A 20,504-nucleotide genomic window follows, 5' to 3' on the forward strand; every position below is an offset into this window, starting at 1 on the left:
AAGGTAATAAAAAACTAAATTTCTGGGGAATTAATTTCCCCTGCTACCAAGGAGTAATAATGGTTTTAAGTCAATATCAACGTGCTGTAGGCGTATTCACTCATCGTCGAGATGCAGAACAGGCGCTACATGAGTTGAGAGATTCTGGCTTGGCGATGGACAAAGTATCTGTAGTTGTACAGAATGCAGACCGCAATCATGAAATTACCGAGGATGAAATTAAAGAGCGCACTGGTGATAAAGCCGACGAAGGTGCAACAGTAGGAGGACTTTCAGGTGGCGCTGTTGGTGGATTGACCGGTTTATTAGTAGGTCTTGGGACTTTAGCAATCCCTGGAGTTGGGCCAATAATGCTGGCTGGCGCAGCTGCAACTGCTTTGGTTACAACCCTTGTTGGTGCAAGTATTGGTGCTGCTACTGGGACTTTTGCTGGTGCATTAGTTGGTTGGGGAATATCAGAAGAGCAAGCTAGATCATATAACGAGCGAGTAGAGCATGGACACTATTTCATAATCGTGGATTGTACATCTTTTGAAATTGCTAAAGTAGAAGCAATTCTACAGCGTTGGGGTATTGAAGAATTTGGCATTTACGAACCTATAAGTATTGAGCAATTATCTCAAAATTCTACTACTACCATTCCTAATAAAAGTGGGATTTTGAGCAAATATGCTGTTAGTTGCTTCAATAAAATAGAGAATGCTAAAGCTACAATTAACGATATGTATATCACAGGGTTTTCAGCAAATCAGATGTCTTTAATTTGCAAAGACCTTTCTCAATTTATTGGGTTAACTGGTATTAATTTAAGTGAGCGCTTTGACGCGATGAGGCTAGGAATAGCAGATGATTGGGCACGCTTTTACAACGAGCAAATTGAGCAAGGAAATTACATACTCATCGTTAGCGGCACAGACAATGAGCTTGAACAGGCTAGCTTTATTGTAGGCAATTATGGAATTCAGGAATTTCAGATTTATGACCCAATGTTAATCCGCTCTTGAAAACTAGCACTGGGAATTTTAACAATTTTGTTAGAACAAACAAATATATAGCAATACTTTCAAAATCCTCCGGTCTTTAGCTGTAAGTAGGTAGACATAATTAAATATAAAATAAACTCTTAGTTTGTAGTGAGCGATTTATCGCTCAGAGCAAGGATTATCAGGACTAAAGTCCTTACTACAAACTTTAAATTTATTTATGCCTAGATACTTATGTGTTGCAGCTTATAACTTTAGTTGAAATATTCCGCCCGGAAACCGGGCGAATATGTAACAAAGCAATTGTGCAAACTAAATTAATTAATCTAAATTTCTGAGGAGATTTAGATAAAGTAATTAATAGCCTTCTATCGTATAACCAGCAGATTGAACTATCTGTTTAATCGACTCTTCAGAAGCAGCAGCATCTACAGTTACGGTTTTAGCATCAACATTCACATCTACTTTGGCATCAGATTCCATCGTCAAAATAGATTTAGTTATCGAACAGAATTCAGGAGTCAGGAGTCAGGAGTCAGGAGTCAGAATTCAGAATGAATTCTGTGCGAGTGGCGGATAGCGCAGCGTTAGCGAGTCCACGAGCGTCTGAATAGCCGGGTTTAAGACCCCCACTAAATCTACGATTTGGTGGTCTTTAATCAGTCGCGGGTCTGAATCCCCGACTGATTTATTCTGACTCCTGAATTCTGACTTCTGAATTCTTCTTCAATTTCTTGGCGCACTCATCACCTTTAATATCTGGAACTTTCAATTTAATTGCCATTACTTACCTCAGTTCATCAACTTTTATTTCTATTTCATCAATATAATAATGGTTGAGACAACGAAGAAACATCTTACTAGAGTCAGGGAATCGAGCATCCCTAGGATAGTAATAAATAATAGCTAGACTTAAATTATTAGTTGTTGGATGGCTAATACATCTGGTTTTTGGTAGATGCCCTTGTGCAATTTGTTGTGTGAAGAAAGTAACTCTGGCGATTTAGTTGAAAAAGGATAAAATATCGAGCTACCTATTTTTTTGGAGTTCGTGCATACTTCTTACAACCTTTGTTACTAGATTTCTGGGTGTAAATCTGACGCTTTCGGTCAATATTTTATTTCTCATCCCAGGAACAACAACAGTTTTATTTTTCATTAAACCCCGATAACCAATTTTAGCAACGGTTTCCGTATCCATCATTCTGTTAACATTAGCAATCTTGGAATCTTCCATTGCAGCAGTTTGTTGAAATTCCGATGCTGTTGGCCCGGGACATAAAACAGTTACACTAACACCAGTACCCTCTAATTCATTAGCGATCGCTTCTGAAAATGATAAGACATAGGCTTTAGTAGCAAAATAAACCGCCATTAGAGGCCCCGGTTGAAAAGCTGCTGCTGAGGCGACATTTAATATTTTTCCATAGTCTTGCTCGACCATATCTTTGAGAAATAACTTTGTTAAATGTGTCAATGTCACCATATTTACCTGGAGCATTTGCAGTTCAATACTAAGGTCTGTTTCGCTAAATGCTCCATAAGTACCAAAGCCAGCATTGTTAACCAGCACATCAATTTTGATGGATTCTTGCTGGAGTTCTCTAAAAATTTCTTCTGGAGATGTTGGGATAGATAAATCCTTAGTCAAAATTTTCACAAAAATCCCAAATTTTTGCGGAAATTCATTTATGATTTCTGTAAGTTTTTGTTCATTCTTATCCACTAACACCAGATTATAACCATGACGAGCAAAAATCTGGGTTAATTGATAGCCTATCCCACTAGCCGCTCCTGTAATTAGAGCAGTTTTTTTTTGCCGACTTTCAGATGTTTTATTCATGCTAGAAAAATGGCGAATGTGAGTTAATTAATTTAAGTTTTATAAAAATAGCTACAACAATATATAATGTTTGCTGTAGCTATTTTTATACAGACAATAAATGATGCTATCTACCTGAAACGAGTATGCTTCAATCAAGCATAAGAGACGCAAATATAAAAATCTGTATCTATATAAACAAGAGCAAAAACATTTAATATTGTCATTAATGTCACCATCTAATTCGGTTACTATAACTGATGTGCAAGCAGCACAAGAGCGAATTTTAGGGATTGCCCACCGCACGCCGGTGCTAACTTCTAGAATGGTTAACGATCGCACCAATAGCCAAGTATTCTTTAAATGCGAGAACTTTCAACGCACCGGGGCATTTAAATTTAGAGGGGCGTACAATGCCTTAGCGCAACTATCGGTAGCACAAAAACAAACAGGCGTTATCACCTATTCATCAGGAAACCATGCCCAAGCGATCGCTCTAGCTGGAAAAATCCTCAATATTCCTACCACTATTGTCATGCCTGATGATGCACCCACTGTCAAACAAACTGCGACTCGTGGCTATGGTGCAGAGATAATTTTATACAATCGCCAAGAAACAAACCGAGAAGAATTAGCCCAAAATCTAGCAGATGATAGCTCTTTGACACTCATTCCCCCTTACGATCATCCCCATGTAGTCGCTGGACAGGGGACAACTGCTTTAGAACTGATTCAAGAGGTTGGCGAATTGGATTTGCTATTAGTTTGTTGTGGCGGTGGCGGATTACTTTCAGGATGTGCGATCGCAGCCAAGTCACTTTTACCCAATTGTAAAGTAATCGGGGTAGAACCAGCCCTTGCCGATGATGCTACCCGCTCTTTTCACACCAAGACCCTGCAAACTGTCAAGAATCCTGATACCATCGCCGATGGTGCGCGGACTCCTAGCCTTGGTAAAATTACTTTCCCCTTAGTGCTGCATTACGTCGATGATATGGTGACGGTATCTGAAGAAGCGATTCTTCGCACCATGTTTTTCTTATGGGAACGTCTGAAAATTGTCGTTGAACCTACCGGAGTACTTGCAGCCGCAGCCTTACTCGAAGGTGTGGTGACAGCACCAGAGTTGAGGATTGGTGTCATCATCAGTGGTGGAAATGTCGATTTGGCGCAAGTTGGTAAATTGTTTTCTGGTGGATTTTGACACCCCACCTCTTTAAGGAGTGGGATTGCAAGGTTTTAGCGAATCAACTTATCTAATTGTGTTTCCCCGATATTTTTAATTCTTCTGGGGAGTCACCTCTGCACTAGGCGTAGGTGTAGGTTCAGGTGTGGGGGTTTCTGTAGGTGTAGGTTCAGGTATAGGTTCAGGCGTGGATGTTTCCGTGGGTGTAGACGTTGGCGTAGGTGTTGGCGATGGGGGAGGAGTGAGATTTTCTGCTGTAACGGTGAGTTCATAGTCTACTGGTTTCGATGCTGTGGAAACCACGACAAACTCGTAAAATCCGTTTTCTGGTAATTTAGTTGATAAACTGCGCTTGGTAGAATCTTCTAAGAATTGGATTTTGCCAGAGGGTGAATAGACTGATAATAAAACTTGGGAATTTGCTTCTAGTTTTAATTCCAGAGATTGATTTTTAGCAAGTCCAGCAATAAATACTTTGCCACTACCAGGTTGAAGATTACCACTGACTGTTTTGCCAGTAGCGCCCGGATCAAAGACAAGTTTCTGGAAAGCGCTACCGGAAAGGATCGCACTGAGTTTATCGCTAACAAAACCGTACCAAACTTGTCCAATGGGCTGATCGCGGAAATCTTTACCACGCTGTTCAGGGAATACACTTAAAAATGCAGCGTCTCCCAAATCATACAAAGAACGACTACCAACGTTGATTTTGTTGACTTCTACTTTCCAGCGATCGCGTTCAGCGCTTGTATAAGTTCCCAGTTGTCGGCGGGTGTTGGAACTCAGGGGTGCTAGTTTTTCCAGCAATTCTGAGGCTGTTTTATCCCATTCTGCCCGCAAACCCTCATCTTCAGTCCCATCGCTGAGAGTGCGCCCTTTTAAACTGGGGTTTCTGTCCCAAAAAACTTGATTCACCAAGTTCACATAGAAGTTAGAGTTAATCCCCAACTGTTGACGGCGATCGTTTAATTTTTCTTTACGCTGCCGTTCTGCTGGTGAATATTGCGCTAAAGGATCGGTTGGTTGGTTACTGGTTGGAATTGGGCTGGCTGTGGGAGTAGGTTGGACTTCCCCGATATCGTTACGGCTGCTATTCACTCCCCACCAAATTAATCCAACACTACCAGCTACCACCCCCGCCACTAGAAAGATTTTTGTTGGTGTCCACCAAGAAGAAGGAGAGGGGGGAGATGAGGGGGATGGGGGAGGTGGAGAGACGGCGACGGTGGCGGATGTGGGTTGTGGTGGGGTGGGATATTGAGTTGGGGGAAAGTTAGCTGGGGGCGGGTTGAGGGCTTCGATTACTTGACGAACTGATTGATAGCGATCGCTTGGTCTGGCAGATAGCATTTTATCTAATACCTGTGCCAAAATCGGACTCACGTTTACTTCCCGTCGCCATTGCCAGGTTAAATTATAGGTATCAATTAATTCTTGTGGTTGTTTCCCTGTCAGTAAAACCAACATTGTTGCAGCCAAAGCATATAAGTCGCTGTGAGGAGATACTAACCCAGTTTGCATCTGTTCTGGGGGTGCAAATCCAACCTTACCTAATAGGGTGGGTGATGGGGAAGATGCAACCATGCCGGGTTGGTAATATTCGGAAGCTACGGTTGCTACTACTTGTTTGACACCGCCAAAATCAATTAAAACTGGCAGTTTGTCAACAGTGCGAAGCATTAAGTTATCTGGAGAAATATCTCGATGAATTACTCCCAGTGAGTGGATGTATTCCAACACTGGCAAAATTTGCTGCAACAATTGGCGTACTTCTGCCTCTGTAAAGCGCAAACCTTGTTGTAACCGCGCATTTAACAAAGAATTGTAAGTTTCACCTTCTACATAATCTTGTACCAAAAACAGATATTCTTTGCCCCCTAAGTTTAGCCGCAGCAGTTCTCGGAAGCGGGGAATTTGGGGATGTTGCAGTTTATAGAGAACACTAGCTTCTCTCTCAAACAGTTCTTCTGCTTTTTGAACAACGTAAGCGGTTTGAACTTGGGGGGAAAATTCTTTTAAAACACAAAGTTCGCGGAAACGGTTGACATCTTCGGCTAAATAAGTCCGTCCAAAGCCACCTTGGCCAATTTGACGCACAATTACATAGCGATCGCCTAAAGTTAGTCCCGGTTGGATACTATAACTCATGGGCGCACCCGACAATTTTTCACCACATTGGAGACAAAAGCGACTACTTGGGGAATTTTCATGTCCTTTATAACAATATATTTTGGTCATTTGTCATTGGTCATTTGTCATTTGTTATTTGTTATTCTTCCCTAGTCGCCAGTCTCCTTACTTGCCAGATTGTACTTTACTGACTTGATCGGCTGCGATCGCATACCAAATTTGACCGAAGGTCTTTTGATTCAGTTTCCCACGCTCCTGACCAGGAAACAACCGATCAAATTTTTCATTTGTGTCTTTGGTCAGCTGATCAAGTGTATAGTTCCCCAATTGGCCGGATCGCGCTTGTCGTCTCCATGTATCGTAATCTTTTTGACTATATTTACCTATTTTTCGACGAGATTCTGTACTGAGCTTTGCCTGTTCTATTTTATTCAATAAATCGTCAGCAATACCAGACCATTCATCTCGTAAACCAGCATCTTCAGGTTTAGATGTCAGGCTACGTCCCTTTAATTCTGGTTTTTTTGTATAAAATAAATCATCTACGAAGGGAATAAAAAATCCTTCAGTAATTTCTAGCTGTTGGCGACGATTGATAATTTCTTGGAGATTAGGGTTTTTTCCTTTTTCGCCACCTGGTTTACCGCTTGGGAACTGGGGAATTTGCGGTAATGAAATTGATGGGATGGTAATTGAAGATACGGTGCGGATGACTGCATTTACTACTCCCCAAGCACCTGCACCGGTTAAGACAACTAAAGCTGTTCCCCCTAAACTCATCATAAAAGGACGAATCCAAAGAGGGAAAGATATCGGTTTGGAGATCGCTTGCGTTCTGTTCTGAAATCTACTCACAATCGCACTGGCGCGTTGTCTTCCCGGAGCAACTACCATCGTCTTAATCTTGCTGGTAATCGAATTGCCAGTTGATTTAGTCGCACTTGATGATGGTAAATCTTTGAGGATTTGCTCGGCTCGTTGATAGCGATCGCTCGGTTTATAAGCTACCATCTTTTTTAACACCGCTTCCAGTTTGGGACTAACTCGGATTTGTTTTCCCCAACCCCAAATTCCCTGGTAGCTGTCGTATAATTTTTGCGGTTCTTGCCCTGTAAGCAACACCAGTGATGTAACTGCCAAAGAGTATAAATCACTACTAAAAAATGCTTTCCCTTGCCGTAGCTGCTCTTCTGGAGCGTAGCCTTTTTTACCCAGCAAAGTATTATTTCCCACCAACTTAGTCTGCCAAAAACCTTGAGAAGCTGGCAATTGCTTGACACCACCAAAATCAATCAGCACGGGTAGATTATCAGAACGCCGCCAAATTAAATTATCGGGAGAGATATCACGGTGAACAACATCTTGTGAGTGGATGTAGGCTAATACAGGTAAAATCTGTTGCAGTAGGGTGATTACTTCCTCTTCACTGAAAGTCTTTCCTTGGCTCTCGCGTTGTTCTAATAATTGGTAATAATTGTCACCATCTATATAATCTTGTACTAGAAAGAAAAAATCCTTAGTGCCTATTTTCACTTGTAGCGAGGCGTGAAAACGCGGAATCTGTGGATGCTGGAGTTTTTTCAGAACATTGGCTTCTCGCTCAAATAACTCTTTAGCTTTTTGTAAATCTTGATGTTCTTGTACTTGAGGTGCAAATTCCTTCAGCACACAGGTTCGATGGGATTGACTTATATCCTCTGCCAAATAGGTGCGTCCAAAGCCGCCCTGCCCTAAATGACGGATAATTTGATAGCGATTATCCACAACCTGTCCCACAGCAAGAGGTAATGGTTCACCACAATGGGTACAAAAGCGGTTACTACCATTATTTGTGTGTTGTCTACTGCAATAGAGTTGCATGGTGCTGAAGGATAAATTAATGTTTTATTGGATGACTACAACGGGCATACCCTCATTTTCGGATATCCTACCAAACATTAGGAGATGGGTGTTCCTATAGTAAATCTATGTTGGTGAAAATCACTGGAGTTTTGCGGTATCAGATAACGGCTAGAATACTCACAGCAAATAATAGTGTTGGTTCTATTTTCAGGATAAACAACAAGCGTTATGAACTGCAAACCACGACAGCAGCGAGTAATTAAAGCATTTGAAGATTTTTTGTCTACCCCCCTAGAAACGATATTGCAACGGCATCTCACCACTCAAACTTCGGCAGCTTTAACTTTATTTCATGATGTGGCGGCTAATGTACCTGCCTACAAAGCTTTTTTAGCAGAAAGGGAAATTAATCCCGCGACTATTCAAACCTTGGAGGAGTTTCAAAAACTCCCAGCGATCGCTAAACAAAATTATATACTGAGTTATCCCTTAGCTGACTTGTGCCGCAACGGACAACTAGAAGGGTGCGATATGATCGCCGCTTCATCAGGTTCTAGTGGTAAACCGACATTTTGGCCTCGTTTTTTCACAGATGAACTCCAAATCGCCACACGTTTTGAACAAATTTTTCACGATAGTTTCTATTCAGATACCAGACGTACCCTAGCAGTGATTTGTTTCACTTTAGGCACTTGGGTAGGTGGGATGTTTACCACTAATTGCTGTCGTTATCTTGCTAGCAAAGGTTATCTCATCACCGTAATTACTCCTGGTAACAACAAAGATGAAATCTTGCGAGTTGTCCAAGAACTAGGTTCAGCATTTGAACAAGTGGTGCTGTTGGGATACCCGCCATTTTTAAAAGATGTAATTGATACTGGTATCGCCCGTGGTGTGGAGTGGCAGCAATATCAGATTAAATTAGTCATGGCGGGAGAAGTATTTAGTGAAGAATGGCGGAGTTTAGTTGGCGAAAGAGTTGGTTCCCAAAATCCTTGCTATGATTTTGCATCACTTTACGGCACTGCGGATGCGGGAGTTTTGGGTAATGAAACACCTTTAAGTATCTGCATTCGCCGTTTTTTGGCAATAAATCCCGATGCAGCTAGAGCTTTATTTGGAGAATCACGTTTACCCACACTAGTACAATACGATCCCTTCACTCGCTTTTTTGAAGTTCACGATGGCGGATTGTTATTTTCGGGAGATAACGGTATTCCCTTAGTGCGTTATGACATTTTAGATACTGGCGGGATAATTAGTTATGATGCCATGCTGCAATTTTTAGCAGAATGGGGATTTAACCCGCTTGAAAATCTTCGTTCTGACGCTCAACAATCACCTAGAGGTATTCATCAGCTACCTTTCGTTTATGTCTTCGGTCGTTCTAACTTTACAGTTTCCTATTTTGGCGCAAATATCTATCCCGAAAATGTGACGGTGGGATTAGAACAACCAGGAATTCAAGAATGGGTGACTGGTAAATTTGTTTTGCAGGTGAAGGAAGATGCAGATAAAAATCGATTTTTATCTGTGGTTGTGGAGTTAGGAGCAGGGGTAGAGGGTAGTGAAGATCGAAGACTTGCGATCGCATCTTCTATTCTTTCACAACTGTTACGTCTAAATAGCGAGTTTGCTAATTATGTTCCCACAGAATATCAACCGCCACAGGTTACATTAGCCCCAATGGGGGATGCTGAATATTTCCCTATTGGGGTGAAACATCGTTATACGCGTCAATAGTACTAGAGAGGCAGTCTAGTAAAATAGTTGACAAAAAATTGAAGAAGAATTCAGAAGTCAGAATGGGCTAAACGCCCCGCTACCGCTAACAGGAGTCAGAATAAATCAGTCGGGGATTCAGACCCGCGACTGATTAAAGACCACCAAATCGTAGATTTAGTGGGGGTCTTAAACCCGGCTATTCAGACGCTCTCTACGAGACGCTGCGCGAACGTGGACTCGCTTTAAGCGAAGCCATGCCGAAGGCTTTACGCTGCGCTATCCGCCACTCGCACAGAATACCCAACTGAATTCTGACTCCTGACTCCTGAATTCTGTTCAATAAAATTATAAACCTGCTAGGATTGGATTCTGAAGTGCCATCTGAGCCAAAACATGAAGATTATGAACAACCGCCATACGTCGTAAATCAAAAAGATTCTTGCGTAGACCGATGTAACGAGCTTTTTCACCTTGCCATTGACCAATTTTAGCCAAACAATGCTCTACGCAAACACGTTCGCGGAGTTTTGCCCTCCCTTGGGGTGTGTTTTGGCGTTCTCTTAATTCTTTTAACAATAATTCGTCGGCGTGAATCGAAACCTAAAACTTACAGCAACGAGCTAAAAGAAGAATGTATGAGGATGTATCTCAATGGCATGGGTTTTCGTAAGAGGTTGGAGGTATCTGAAGCATAGGTTGAAAATGTAGTATAAGAACCTAAAAATCCTACTGCTACTAACAAATAGAAACTAGGAGAAATTGCTAGCCTTGATATGAGGGTAGCAAAAAAGCCCATCAAAAAAGCTCCTGTAAGATTAATAAATAAGGTTCCATAAGGAAATGCTGTCCCAAACCAATGGTTCAGCTATCACGGTAATAATTCCTCACATCGTAATAAAACAACTCTTACTTCTTTGAGTTCATCTATATGTTCATCTAGAAAACGTCGCAGCTTATCCTCTTGATCAACTAATTCCAGGCATTGAGGGAGTTTATGATGAGGAAATTCATGATGGTCATGGTGCAAATGATCTCCTTTTAAAAATCCCACCGAAACTCGGTGTACTACAACTTGCTCAATCCCAAAAGCTTTGGCACGGGAGGCTAAATAATAAGTGAGAGTGGGGGCTGTTAATTTTTGCCAAAATGTTTTTTGGGGTACGCGAGTTCCAGAGTGAAAATACAAACGCAAAACTGTCAAATTGTGCATTTCAATTTCTTCTCTTTGGTGTACAAATCCCCAAAAATGCAGATCATTGAATAAATGAATTTGTTTTCCAATCTTTTTTTCCACAGTCCGAGCAGGTTCTAGGGATTGAGTAGCCAAACTCAGTCCTTCTTGCACAGGCATAAAATGGTACTTGCCTGAGCCAAGGCGCTGTGCATTATAGATACCAGCATGACCAGAAAAAATATAGCTCGCCACACAAGCGATACCAATAAAGACTCCCGACTCCAAACCAAAGAGTTCAATTCCCATGAAAGTTGAGGCTATTGGTGTATTTGCTGCTCCACCAAAGACAGCTACAAATCCCATGCCTGCAAGTAAAGGTGTAGGTAGCGCCAATATTAAGGACAAAGCATTGCCTAATGTTGCACCAATATAAAATAGAGGGGTTACTTCTCCTCCTTTAAAACCTGCTCCCAAAGTTAGAGCAGTGAAAGCTATTTTCTCAGCAAAATCCCACGGTGGTAACTGGGTGTTAAAAGCATCAACAATTGTAGGAATACCCAGTCCAATGTATTTTGTAGTTCCGACTGCCCAAACAGCCAATGCCACAATTAAGCCGCCGATGGCAGGGCGTAAAGGAGGGTAGGAGATTTTTTCTTTAAAAATGTGGTTGATTCGGTGAGTCAGCTTGGCAAAAATCATCGCGACAATTCCAAAGATTGCGCCAGCGATAATTGCTGAAATCAGCCCCATGAATGTGACTGTGGGGACAACGGGGGCGTGACGATATGCTGTATGGTGTAAACCCAACATTAAGGTAACGCGATCGCCTACGACTGCTGCAATTAAACAGGGAAAAAGTGCATCGTGTTGGATTTTACCAATAGCTAAAACTTCTAAACCAAAGATGGTTCCAGCTAAGGGAGTCCCAAAAACTGAAGCAAATCCTCCACTTAAACCAGCCATTAATAAAATTCGCCGATCTGCGTGTTTGAAGTGGAATATCTTTGTCAACCGATCTGCGAGTGAAGCTGCTATTTGTAAAGCTGTACCTTCACGCCCGGCTGAACCCCCAAATAAATGAGTTAGGTCTGTACCTAACAAAACTAAAGGAGCCATCCGCAAGGGAATAATATCTTTGGGGTTATGAATTTCTTCAAGTAAAAGATTATTTCCTGCCTCTACTCGTTTGCCAAACCGATGATAAATCCAACCGCTTAAGAAGCCGCCCAGTGGTAATAATGCAATTATCCAAAGATGAGATTCTCGCCAATTTGTTGACCATTCCAATGATGCTAAAAGCGCAGCAGAACCTATTCCGGAAAGAATACCAACGACAAAGGAGATGATTAACCATTTACTGAGTTGAGGTAAGGCAATTAACTGCTCTAGCTGGCGTAATTTATTCATATTTAAATTACCTTAATTTTTGTAAGTTTAGCTTTATCTCTTTATGAACCGAAGTAGATATCCCAAAAATCAGCTAATAAAATTTGCTGATTGATATAGTCTAGAACGAGCTAAAATTTCATCAATCAATTGACTATTTTTTAAAACTAAATAAATCTTCCTAATAACTTTAAAAACAGATAAATTATTTGCTGGTTTTATGCTGGTTATACCAATTCTCCAAAAGATGGCTACGGATAATGACGCTCTGACACGCAGACGCGGAGATTGATCTGTTGCGAGATTATAGAAAATTGGTATTACAAATATGTATTTCTGATTTACAAGATTCAATACTAACTGACTCTCTGAGCTTTTAAGCAACGACTTCTGTGCAAGAGAGTTCTCTAGTAATTCTGCTAGTTTGAATGTGACAATATTGAAGTGATTTTTGATATTCGCTTGAAAGTAACTCAGTAAAATTTTATTGTTAAAGCAGCAATCTTTGATTACCTTAATTATTAGAGATACTCCATCAGCCTGATTTAAAGCTGCTCTGGGTCTTTCTAAAAATAGACTCTTGAGAGTTTCTAGGCTTATTTTGATAACTCTAAAAAAAATTTTACCCACCTTACTTACCTCATCTTGGCTGATAATTCTTAGCTCTAATTACCTATCTTTTGACAGAAGGTTAATGTAGCGTTGAACTAGAAACTATCAGCCGTGAGGGCGGTTCTCTGGTTTTTCCAGAAGGCGAGTTTCATCACCACTTTCTTTGTAATACCAAAGTCTCCACTAATTTGTCAAGGAATTAGAGCAGTCAACTTTTTAGCTTCTGTCTTCATTTGCTCCAGCCGTCAAAAATACCATCCATTTACAGGCTCCCAAGAACAACTAGAGGTAATTGAACACTCACTTTAGTACCGATCACAGTGTCAGATTCAATGGATAATTCTTCACCATGAGCATTGACAATACGTTTGGTAATGACAAGTTTCAGCCCTGTACACCAAATTTCGCATAGATGCAGCGATCGCATCGCCCGCGAAGTTTAAAGTCTGGCATCTGCTATTATCAACCCAAGACGATGTGCAATAAGTTGTAATTGCTGTACATCGCGCTCAGTAAAATTGTGGGATTTGAAGTTACCAACGTGCAGAAACCCAATCACTCCTTCCTCAACAGGTAATGGAACGCCAACGAGCGATCGCAGTTGCTTACCAAGAAAAACCAACTGCAACAACTGATAAGGGTTCGGTGTTGATTTGTATTTCTCAACCTGGAACGGCAAAATTGGTGTTAGATATTTAAGAAATTCCTCTGATAATCAAGTAATATCAAGCATATTATCTATCAGGCTTAATATCGGTACAAAATTTTATTAGAGGAGATATTAAATTGTGCAAGTTATCTCTGTCAACGTAGGACTTCCCCGTGAAGTGCTTTGGAAGGGCAAAACAGTTACAACTGGGATTTTTAAAGAACCAGTTGAGGGACAAGTGATGATGCGATCGCTCAATTTAGATGGGGATAGACAAGCTGATTTGAGTGTCCACGGGGGTAAAGACAAAGCAGTTTATGCTTATCCATTCGAGCATTATGACTATTGGCGGCGCAAGTTACCTGACATGGATTTGCCCTGGGGAATGTTTGGTGAAAACCTTACTACGGTTGGGCTGTTAGAAGATGAGATTAATATTGGCGATCGCTTCCGAATCGGTAGCGCAGAGGTAATGGTGACTCAACCTCGAATGCCTTGTTATAAACTCTTAATCAAGTTTGGACGTGCAGATATAGTTAAACAGTTTTTAGATAGTCGCCTAACTGGGTTCTACTTTTCAGTGCTGCAAGAGGGTCAAGTCGGAAATGGTGATACTTTGTCGTTAATCAGTCGAGACTCAAATAATGTCACTGTTGCTGATATTACCCGACTTTATGCACGGGAAACACACGACCTAGAACTGTTACACCGCGCTGTACAAGTTGAGGCTTTACCTACAGGTTGGCGAGACTATTTTCAGCAGCAAATCGAGAAGTTTAAAAGATGAATTTCATTAATGTTAGAAAATAAAGCTGTAACCCGTTCCCTGTATAAATTTTAGAGCTACTCCATATCCTCTGGGTGAAGATATGCGAAATGTGCAGCACCAAGCATTTGCTGGGATGCTGTGGAGCAAGCAATTTTATCACTATATTGTAGAGGATTGGTTGAAAGGCGATCGCTTTTTGGTTTATTGATGCCACGCAAAAAAAAACTAGAACCGCAAAGTTTGCTAGAGAGGGTCAGATATTCAAGTAAACTAGGGGACACAGAGAAGATGAGGTGTATAAATGGCAAAAAAAAGCCCTCAACCAAAAGCGACATCCTCTGAAGTACTAGAGTGCGTGCAACAGAATTGTCCCAGTTGCGGCAAACCCATGTGGAATGAGTACAACAATCTTCGGCGTGTGAGAACCCTCAAAGGAGTGGTACAACTGCTCTTAAAAATTCGCCGCAGACTCAAAAGCGGCTTCTACACAGACGGCGTAATGAGCAACAAATAGGCATCAATCAGGGTGATTGATGCCCATTGCTTTGCAGACGATTCAGTTTTGAATCAGCTTTAAACCACAAGAAACATCAAGATTCCTAACACTCTCAAGTTGAAGTGTCACTAGTGAGAATACTATTAAAAGTAGGCATTCCATTAGTAGAAACTACCCTGGAAAAATAGTGTGAGGTTGAAGTAATGGATGAGCAGCATCGGTACTTGCCAATCGCCCTTGTTGTTGTTGGAATTGCTTTTCTCCTGATCTATCCGTTGATGAATATCTGGCCATCGGGCTGGTCATGGCAACCAGGTCAACACGAATACGAACAGATGATCGTCGGCATTTATGGGACGCTCGGTGTATTTTTACTACGGGCTTCTCGAAAACCAGAAGCGCATCTCAGTTTAATCTGGTTCACCGTCTGGTCGAGTTTTGTCCATGCACTGATCATGGCGGTACAGGCAGCGATTGATCCTGTGGAACATGGGCACTTCTTTGGCGACATTCCAGCATTGATCTTGGTGGCAATTGTCCTTGGTTTCCTAGCGTCACGCGAAGTAGTTTCAGTGCATGAATGAACGCGGCATAACAAATCTAGGACTTACGCAAATTATCTCTCAAACTCTGATTTCTCTGTGCCGCGCCAGTTGCTACAAGTCGGGGAACCCGCCCAACGCACTGGCTTCTCTGTGCCTCTGTGGTAGCCTGCGGCAAGCCACTTCGTGTCTACGTTATTCCGTAACTCGTGCGTAAGTCCTAAAATCATTTGAATTTTCCCCATTTCCGATGTAAGAAGGGGCTTTATTCCTCAATCAACTCAAAATCAACTCGCTCATAAATATCACGCAAGGCAATTTGAAAATCGATAGAATCTAAGACTAAAACTGCCTCTTCACTTTCATATTCCTTAAAAATCCATTGACTTTCTGCTTGCTTTGCAAATTGTTCCGCAGCAAAACTATACTGGTCAATCATAATATATTCTTGAAAACCAGGAATTGAACGATAATATTTAAACTTATCTGTTTTGTCATAATTTTTAGTTGAATTTGATAAGACTTCAACAATTAATAAGGGATTCGTAATAATTGTTGTACCTGTTCCCTCATAAATAGGCTTACCTTTGATGACTATAATATCAGGATAAGTATAAAGGCGATAACGAAGGATTGATAATTTCACATCCCCTATGTAAATCTCATAATCTTGTCCTTGCACAGTCAGGGGAAACCTTTTATAAAAATTACCTGCAATCTTATTATGGTTAGTTGTTCCCCCTGTCATAGGAATAATTTCTCCATCCCTGTATTCATTTTTATATTCAGCCTTCTCTTCTAATTCCAAATATTCTTCTGGGGTGTAATAGCGCTTTTCTGTTTGTAAAACCATATTAATTAACTCACCAAATGGGGGAATGGTTCTGTTATCAATAGCGTAACGTACCCGAAAGATAGGGAAAATAAATATTTTTGTTATACAAATACAGTTACAGACAATGTAACAATAGCGATCGCAAGCAAATACTTTTAGCCATACCCACCAGTGAACGCCCCTACCAACATCTCTGCACAAACTCAGAATCGCAAAGCCGATCACATTCGGATCTGTTTAGAGGAAGATGTTCAGTCTCATCAAATCACCAATGGACTGGAACGTTATCGTTTCACCCATTCTTGCTTACCCGAACTGAACCATGACGAGATTGATATCAGTACAGCTTTCTTGGGGAAACACCTTGGCGCACCCTTGTTAATTTCTTCCATGACTGGTGGAACAGAACAAGCCGCAATTCTTAATCAACGTTTGGCCCAAGTCGCGCAACATTACAAAATTGCAATGGGTGTCGGTTCCCAGCGAGTAGCGGTAGAAAAACCCCAGGTGGCTGATACTTTTGCTGTCCGCAAGTATGCGCCCGATGTTCTGCTATTTGCGAATCTGGGGGCTGTACAACTTAACTACAAGTACGGCTTAGATGAATGTCTGCGGGTAGTTGATATCTTAGAAGCTGATGCCCTAATTTTACACATTAACCCTCTACAAGAGTGTATTCAACCCAAAGGTGATACTAATTTCCGGGGTTTGCTTGACAAGATTTCTACATTATGTTCTAAATTGCCAGTGCCAGTGATTGCAAAGGAAGTTGGTAACGGCATATCAGCAGCGATCGCTAACAAACTCATTGCCGCCGGAGTAGCAGCAATTGATGTAGCTGGTGCAGGGGGTACTTCTTGGGCAAAGGTAGAAAGTGAACGGGCAGAAAATCCCTTACAACGTCGCTTAGGGAAGACTTTTGCCGATTGGGGTTTACCGACGGCAGAGTGCATTACAACTATTAGAGCGATCGCTCCAGATGTGCCCTTAATTGCTTCGGGAGGTTTGCGTCATGGACTGGATGTTGCAGCCGCGATCGCCTTGGGAGCAGATATAGCTGGTTTAGCAATGCCTTTTTTGCAAGCAGCAGCAATATCAGAAACAGCAGTTGCGGAACTTGCTGAAGTATTAATAGCCGAAATCACCACAGTCTTATTCTGCACTGGCAACGCTACCTTGTATCAGTTAAAGCACTCTGGCAGTTTACAGCGCATAGAATAAATTAAGTAGGTCATTCATTAGCCATTTGTCCTTTATCAATGCCCCATGCCCAATTCCCAATTCCCAATAACTAATAACTAATGCGTAATTTTATCAAACAAACTTTTGCTAGTTTAGTTGGCACATTATTAGGACTAATTATTTTTGGTGGTTTAGGAACCACTGGACTATTGTTGCTAATATTCGCTGCTAGCTCGTCTAAAGATACAGGGCCAAATGTAAAAGATAAGTCAGTGTTGGTTTTTGACTTGTCAATGAAAATTACTGATAGCGAACCTAGTTCTGACGAACTGTTTCAAAACACAATATCAGGGGTGGATGATGAAAGAATGGCACTCCGCAAAGTTGTAGAAACTTTGGAAAAAGCGCGACGCGATCCGCGAATTGTTGGGATCTACCTCGATTCAACTAGCGCTAGTCAAGCTGGTAACGTCGGCTATGCCTCCCTTAAAGAAATTCGGAAAGCGCTGGAGGAGTTTCGCGCTTCTGGGAAAAAGATTGTGGCTTATGGCAGTGATTGGAGTGAAAAGGAATATTACCTTAGTTCAGTGGCAGATTCCATTGTGCTTAATCCTTTGGGAATGATGGAAGTCAACGGTTTGAGTTCACAACCGATGTTCTTAGCGGGTGCATTACAGAAGTACGGCATTGGTGTGCAAGTCGTGCGAGTGGGTAAATTCAAAGGTGCTGTAGAACCGTTCATCCTCAAAAAATTGAGTCCAGAAAACCGCGAACAAACTCAGAAATTGTTAGATGATGTTTGGGGAGAGTGGCGCACTACTGTAAGTGCAAGTCGGAAAATTGAACCTAACCAGTTGCAAGCGATCGCAGATAGTCAGGCGGTACTAGAAGCCACACAAGCCAAGACTAGCGGTTTAGTCGATCGAGTAGCATACCCTGATGAAGTGGTGAGTGACCTCAAAAAGTTGACAAATAGCGATAAAGACGACAAAACATTCCGACAAATTAACCTAAATAACTACGCAGAAGTTTCTGGCAAATCTTTGGGTGTAGAACGTAGCTCAAAAAATCAAATTGCCGTTGTTTATGCAGAGGGTGAAATTGTCGATGGTAAAGGTGATGCTGGACAAGTAGGAGGCGATCGCTTTGCCAAAATCTTCAGCAAACTCCGACAAGATAAGGATGTGAAGGCTGTTGTATTGCGGATTAATAGTCCTGGCGGAAGCGCTACCGCAGCCGAAGTTATGCAACGAGAAGTGAAATTAACCCGTGAGGTAAAACCGGTTGTAGTGTCAATGGGTGATGTAGCCGCCTCTGGTGGTTATTGGATTGCTAGCGACTCTAATCGCATTTTTGCTGAACCAAATACCATTACAGGTTCCATAGGTGTATTTGGGTTGCTATTTAATGGTGAAAAGCTGGCCAATGATAACGGCATCACCTGGGATTCGGTGAAGACTGGAACCTATGCTGATAGTCAAACAGTTTCGCGTCCAAAATCGCCTCAAGAGTTGGCACTTTATCAACGTAGTGTTAACCGTATTTATAATATGTTTCTGAATAAAGTTTCTCAAGGTCGGAAACTCCCAGAACAAAAAGTTGCAGAAATTGCCCAAGGAAGGGTTTGGTCGGGTTTGGCGGCGAAGGAAATTGGTTTGGTGGATGAAATTGGTGGTTTGAATAGTGCGATCGCTTATGCTGTCAAAGAGGCGAAACTAGGAGAAGACTGGGAAGTGCAAGAATATCCTCGCACTAGCAGTTTCGGAGAACGCTTTTTTGGGCGTGCAACTGAAGAGGCGCGGACTGCTTTAGGAATTGAAGCGGCGCAACTCAAACCATCTAACCCCATCATCACTGAATTTCAGAAATTGCAACAGGAAGTAGAGATTCTGCAAAAAATGAACGATCCACAGGGGGTTTATGCCCGTTTGCCTTTCAACTTGAAAATTGATTGACATCCTCACCGGATCTATCCAGCGATCATAACGACAATGCCCTTGCGATCGTAAGGGCATTGTCATCAATCTTCTAGACTTGATACTGAGGAAAGTGTATTAGGGTTGGTAGTACTTCGACAAAACTTGATGGAAGTGAGAAATCCCATATTCAATATCTGCAAGCTGAAGTACACCATAAGCTTTGGAGTGAACACTTGCTTGTAGCGATCGTACCACCCCAAAGTCTTCATTTAACACCCGCTCAAATTCAGGTCGAAATTCATCCTGTTTATAAGGAAATGCTTCCATCTGGGCTTTTGTTTGATAAATAAAAACCTCAAACTTAGTTTTTGTGGGAGATAAAGGAGTCAGCCGAAAAACTGAAACTTTGTCTCTTGCGGTATTAATCATCATATTGGGAAAGATGAAGCCCTGGTAAGATTGTCCCCTTGGTTCTCCTGAAAAAGCGGGGTGATCTTTCACAAATTCATCATCTGTAAAAGGAACATATATCTGATAGTGTTGCCCAGTTGGAGTGTAAATAATATTCTTCGGATCGAAACACTTTAAACTTTGGGCATGAACAACTGACAAGTGATAACACTCTAGATAATTTTCAATGGGAAATTTCCAATTGGCTGGCTCTTCATAAAACCAGTGGTCAACCTGCTGAAGTTCCTGCCAACGGTGCTGATATTGCTCTAAGTAAGCTGAAAATCCAGCCAAATAACTTACTAAAGATTGCCCTTCTGCTTCTGAGTTAACAAAGATAAAGCCGCCCCATGTCTCTACTCGTCCCTTAGCTAGATAGACAGCCGACTTATCTAAATTGGAAAAACACTCAGCGCGAGGTAAACCTTTAAGATTGCCTTCATAATTGAAATTCCAACCATGATACGGACAACGCACCCGTTGACAATGACCCTGCCCTTGCAACATCTGCGCTCCGCGATGCGGACAAACATTGTGCATCCCTCGCAATATGCCATTATTATCTCGAATCACGAACATGGGCTGATCGCCAACTTGGCAAGTTAAATAATCCCCAGGATTAGGTAAATCAGATTCACGTCCTACAAACTGCCAGGTGTTACGCCAGATAGTTTGCTGCTCATAAGCAAAAATTTGCTCGCTAAAGTAGTAATCACCAGGTAGTCCAAATTTTGGTTTATTAGTATTAGGAGTTTCATCCACAAATGATGGATGGGTGAAGATATTCATAGTATTAAGTTCT

At 41.6% G+C, this 20,504-nt stretch carries 18 protein-coding genes, 3 pseudogenes and 1 riboswitch; of the genes and pseudogenes, 9 read left to right on the forward strand and 12 right to left on the reverse strand.

Translation table 11 applies throughout. The annotated features are described in order from the left end of the window. Window positions 1-59: 59 nt before the first annotated feature. Window positions 60-1,004, forward strand: a complete 945-nt coding sequence (locus ACFFRD_RS27625) for a general stress protein (RefSeq protein WP_392478760.1) — start codon at window positions 60-62, stop codon at window positions 1,002-1,004. Window positions 1,005-1,340: 336 nt separating this feature from the next. Here ACFFRD_RS27625 and ACFFRD_RS27630 read toward each other — a convergent pair. Both ACFFRD_RS27630 and ACFFRD_RS27635 read right to left on the reverse strand, forming a co-directional pair. Further along, window positions 1,341-1,490: pseudogene (locus ACFFRD_RS27630) on the reverse strand (cation transporter); the annotation flags it as partial. A gap of 523 nt (window positions 1,491-2,013) precedes the next feature. Further along, entirely contained in the window at window positions 2,014-2,826 is an 813-nt protein-coding gene (locus tag ACFFRD_RS27635; RefSeq protein ID WP_179075284.1) for an SDR family oxidoreductase, read from the reverse strand. 208 nt (window positions 2,827-3,034) lie between these two features. Between ACFFRD_RS27635 and ACFFRD_RS27640 the strand changes: the two genes are divergently transcribed. Next, the gene (locus tag ACFFRD_RS27640) at window positions 3,035-4,009 is read left to right on the forward strand and encodes a threo-3-hydroxy-L-aspartate ammonia-lyase (RefSeq protein ID WP_392478762.1); all 975 of its coding nucleotides are present in this window, start codon (window positions 3,035-3,037) and stop codon (window positions 4,007-4,009) included. Between the two features lie 75 nt (window positions 4,010-4,084). Here ACFFRD_RS27640 and ACFFRD_RS27645 read toward each other — a convergent pair whose 3' ends face one another. Both ACFFRD_RS27645 and ACFFRD_RS27650 read right to left on the reverse strand, forming a co-directional pair. After that, entirely contained in the window at window positions 4,085-6,229 is a 2,145-nt protein-coding gene (locus ACFFRD_RS27645; protein ID WP_392478763.1) for a protein kinase, read from the reverse strand. A gap of 57 nt (window positions 6,230-6,286) precedes the next feature. Continuing rightward, window positions 6,287-7,981 (reverse strand): protein kinase, encoded by a 1,695-nt coding sequence (locus ACFFRD_RS27650; RefSeq protein ID WP_392478765.1) that lies wholly within the window; start codon window positions 7,979-7,981, stop codon window positions 6,287-6,289. Window positions 7,982-8,191: 210 nt separating this feature from the next. Here ACFFRD_RS27650 and ACFFRD_RS27655 point away from each other — a divergent pair, with 210 nt between their 5' ends. Continuing rightward, window positions 8,192-9,706, forward strand: coding sequence for a phenylacetate--CoA ligase family protein (locus tag ACFFRD_RS27655; protein ID WP_392478767.1), 1,515 nt, complete (start codon window positions 8,192-8,194; stop codon window positions 9,704-9,706). A gap of 327 nt (window positions 9,707-10,033) precedes the next feature. Here ACFFRD_RS27655 and ACFFRD_RS27660 read toward each other — a convergent pair. From ACFFRD_RS27660 to ACFFRD_RS27680, 5 genes and pseudogenes are all read right to left on the reverse strand, one after another. Beyond that, a pseudogene (locus tag ACFFRD_RS27660) lies at window positions 10,034-10,288 on the reverse strand (IS5/IS1182 family transposase); the annotation flags it as partial. Between the two features lie 64 nt (window positions 10,289-10,352). After that, window positions 10,353-10,541 (reverse strand): annotated as a pseudogene (locus tag ACFFRD_RS27665) (fluoride efflux transporter FluC); the annotation flags it as partial. A 15-nt stretch (window positions 10,542-10,556) separates the two neighbouring features. Beyond that, window positions 10,557-12,269 (reverse strand): DUF190 domain-containing protein, encoded by a 1,713-nt coding sequence (locus ACFFRD_RS27670; protein WP_392478768.1) that lies wholly within the window; start codon window positions 12,267-12,269, stop codon window positions 10,557-10,559. Between the two features lie 69 nt (window positions 12,270-12,338). Further along, entirely contained in the window at window positions 12,339-12,878 is a 540-nt protein-coding gene (locus tag ACFFRD_RS27675) for a hypothetical protein (RefSeq protein WP_392478769.1), read from the reverse strand. Between the two features lie 71 nt (window positions 12,879-12,949). Beyond that, window positions 12,950-13,025: riboswitch (Fluoride riboswitch) on the reverse strand. A 274-nt stretch (window positions 13,026-13,299) separates the two neighbouring features. Next, entirely contained in the window at window positions 13,300-13,491 is a 192-nt protein-coding gene (locus ACFFRD_RS27680) for a GAF domain-containing protein (protein WP_392483183.1), read from the reverse strand. On the opposite strand from ACFFRD_RS27680, the gene ACFFRD_RS27685 reads away from it, so the two are divergent. The 4 genes from ACFFRD_RS27685 (at window position 13,437) to ACFFRD_RS27700 (ending at window position 15,358) form a co-directional block, all read left to right on the forward strand. Beyond that, the gene (locus ACFFRD_RS27685) at window positions 13,437-13,559 is read left to right on the forward strand and encodes a hypothetical protein (RefSeq protein WP_392483264.1); all 123 of its coding nucleotides are present in this window, start codon (window positions 13,437-13,439) and stop codon (window positions 13,557-13,559) included. The two genes, ACFFRD_RS27680 and ACFFRD_RS27685, sit on opposite strands and share 55 nt — an antisense overlap. An 89-nt stretch (window positions 13,560-13,648) precedes the next feature. Further along, window positions 13,649-14,296, forward strand: a complete 648-nt coding sequence (locus ACFFRD_RS27690; protein WP_179075291.1) for an MOSC domain-containing protein — start codon at window positions 13,649-13,651, stop codon at window positions 14,294-14,296. 283 nt (window positions 14,297-14,579) lie between these two features. Then, on the forward strand, window positions 14,580-14,792 hold the full coding sequence (locus ACFFRD_RS27695) for a hypothetical protein (protein WP_392478772.1): 213 nt from the start codon (window positions 14,580-14,582) through the stop codon (window positions 14,790-14,792). Window positions 14,793-14,977: 185 nt separating this feature from the next. Continuing rightward, complete coding sequence (locus ACFFRD_RS27700; protein ID WP_179075293.1) at window positions 14,978-15,358, forward strand: DUF6632 domain-containing protein; 381 nt, start codon at window positions 14,978-14,980, stop codon at window positions 15,356-15,358. Between the two features lie 32 nt (window positions 15,359-15,390). Here the strand turns inward: ACFFRD_RS27700 and ACFFRD_RS27705 are convergent, their stop codons facing one another. Next, the gene (locus ACFFRD_RS27705) at window positions 15,391-15,546 is read right to left on the reverse strand and encodes a hypothetical protein (protein ID WP_179075294.1); all 156 of its coding nucleotides are present in this window, start codon (window positions 15,544-15,546) and stop codon (window positions 15,391-15,393) included. 35 nt (window positions 15,547-15,581) lie between these two features. After that, window positions 15,582-16,169, reverse strand: a complete 588-nt coding sequence (locus tag ACFFRD_RS27710; RefSeq protein WP_392478774.1) for a Uma2 family endonuclease — start codon at window positions 16,167-16,169, stop codon at window positions 15,582-15,584. A gap of 153 nt (window positions 16,170-16,322) precedes the next feature. On the opposite strand from ACFFRD_RS27710, the gene fni reads away from it, so the two are divergent. Both fni and sppA read left to right on the forward strand, forming a co-directional pair. Then, window positions 16,323-17,372, forward strand: coding sequence for a type 2 isopentenyl-diphosphate Delta-isomerase (gene fni, locus ACFFRD_RS27715; protein WP_392478776.1), 1,050 nt, complete (start codon window positions 16,323-16,325; stop codon window positions 17,370-17,372). An 80-nt stretch (window positions 17,373-17,452) separates the two neighbouring features. Beyond that, the gene (gene sppA, locus ACFFRD_RS27720; protein ID WP_392478778.1) at window positions 17,453-19,288 is read left to right on the forward strand and encodes a signal peptide peptidase SppA; all 1,836 of its coding nucleotides are present in this window, start codon (window positions 17,453-17,455) and stop codon (window positions 19,286-19,288) included. Between the two features lie 99 nt (window positions 19,289-19,387). Here the strand turns inward: sppA and ACFFRD_RS27725 are convergent, their stop codons facing one another. Then, the gene (locus tag ACFFRD_RS27725) at window positions 19,388-20,491 is read right to left on the reverse strand and encodes an aromatic ring-hydroxylating dioxygenase subunit alpha (protein ID WP_392478780.1); all 1,104 of its coding nucleotides are present in this window, start codon (window positions 20,489-20,491) and stop codon (window positions 19,388-19,390) included. Window positions 20,492-20,504: the final 13 nt, after the last annotated feature.

Source organism: Nostoc sp. C110 (genome assembly GCF_043099725.1).
GTDB lineage: Bacteria > Cyanobacteriota > Cyanobacteriia > Cyanobacteriales > Nostocaceae > Nostoc > Nostoc muscorum_A.

What these genes read in the sequence shown, in the direction of transcription:
- ACFFRD_RS27655 (WP_392478767.1), top strand. Translation starts at nt 8,192, where the DNA reads ATGAACTGCAAACCACGACAGCAGCGAGTAATTAAAGCATTTGAAGAT.
- ACFFRD_RS27705 (WP_179075294.1), bottom strand. Translation starts at nt 15,546, where the DNA reads ATGATTTTAGGACTTACGCACGAGTTACGGAATAACGTAGACACGAAG.
- ACFFRD_RS27670 (WP_392478768.1), bottom strand. Translation starts at nt 12,269, where the DNA reads ATGAATAAATTACGCCAGCTAGAGCAGTTAATTGCCTTACCTCAACTC.
- ACFFRD_RS27700 (WP_179075293.1), top strand. Translation starts at nt 14,978, where the DNA reads ATGGATGAGCAGCATCGGTACTTGCCAATCGCCCTTGTTGTTGTTGGA.
- ACFFRD_RS27650 (WP_392478765.1), bottom strand. Translation starts at nt 7,981, where the DNA reads ATGCAACTCTATTGCAGTAGACAACACACAAATAATGGTAGTAACCGC.
- ACFFRD_RS27635 (WP_179075284.1), bottom strand. Translation starts at nt 2,826, where the DNA reads ATGAATAAAACATCTGAAAGTCGGCAAAAAAAAACTGCTCTAATTACA.
- ACFFRD_RS27710 (WP_392478774.1), bottom strand. Translation starts at nt 16,169, where the DNA reads ATGGTTTTACAAACAGAAAAGCGCTATTACACCCCAGAAGAATATTTG.
- ACFFRD_RS27695 (WP_392478772.1), top strand. Translation starts at nt 14,580, where the DNA reads ATGGCAAAAAAAAGCCCTCAACCAAAAGCGACATCCTCTGAAGTACTA.
- ACFFRD_RS27640 (WP_392478762.1), top strand. Translation starts at nt 3,035, where the DNA reads ATGTCACCATCTAATTCGGTTACTATAACTGATGTGCAAGCAGCACAA.
- sppA (WP_392478778.1), top strand. Translation starts at nt 17,453, where the DNA reads ATGCGTAATTTTATCAAACAAACTTTTGCTAGTTTAGTTGGCACATTA.
- ACFFRD_RS27685 (WP_392483264.1), top strand. Translation starts at nt 13,437, where the DNA reads ATGGAACGCCAACGAGCGATCGCAGTTGCTTACCAAGAAAAACCAACT.
- ACFFRD_RS27725 (WP_392478780.1), bottom strand. Translation starts at nt 20,491, where the DNA reads ATGAATATCTTCACCCATCCATCATTTGTGGATGAAACTCCTAATACT.
- ACFFRD_RS27625 (WP_392478760.1), top strand. Translation starts at nt 60, where the DNA reads ATGGTTTTAAGTCAATATCAACGTGCTGTAGGCGTATTCACTCATCGT.
- ACFFRD_RS27645 (WP_392478763.1), bottom strand. Translation starts at nt 6,229, where the DNA reads ATGACCAAAATATATTGTTATAAAGGACATGAAAATTCCCCAAGTAGT.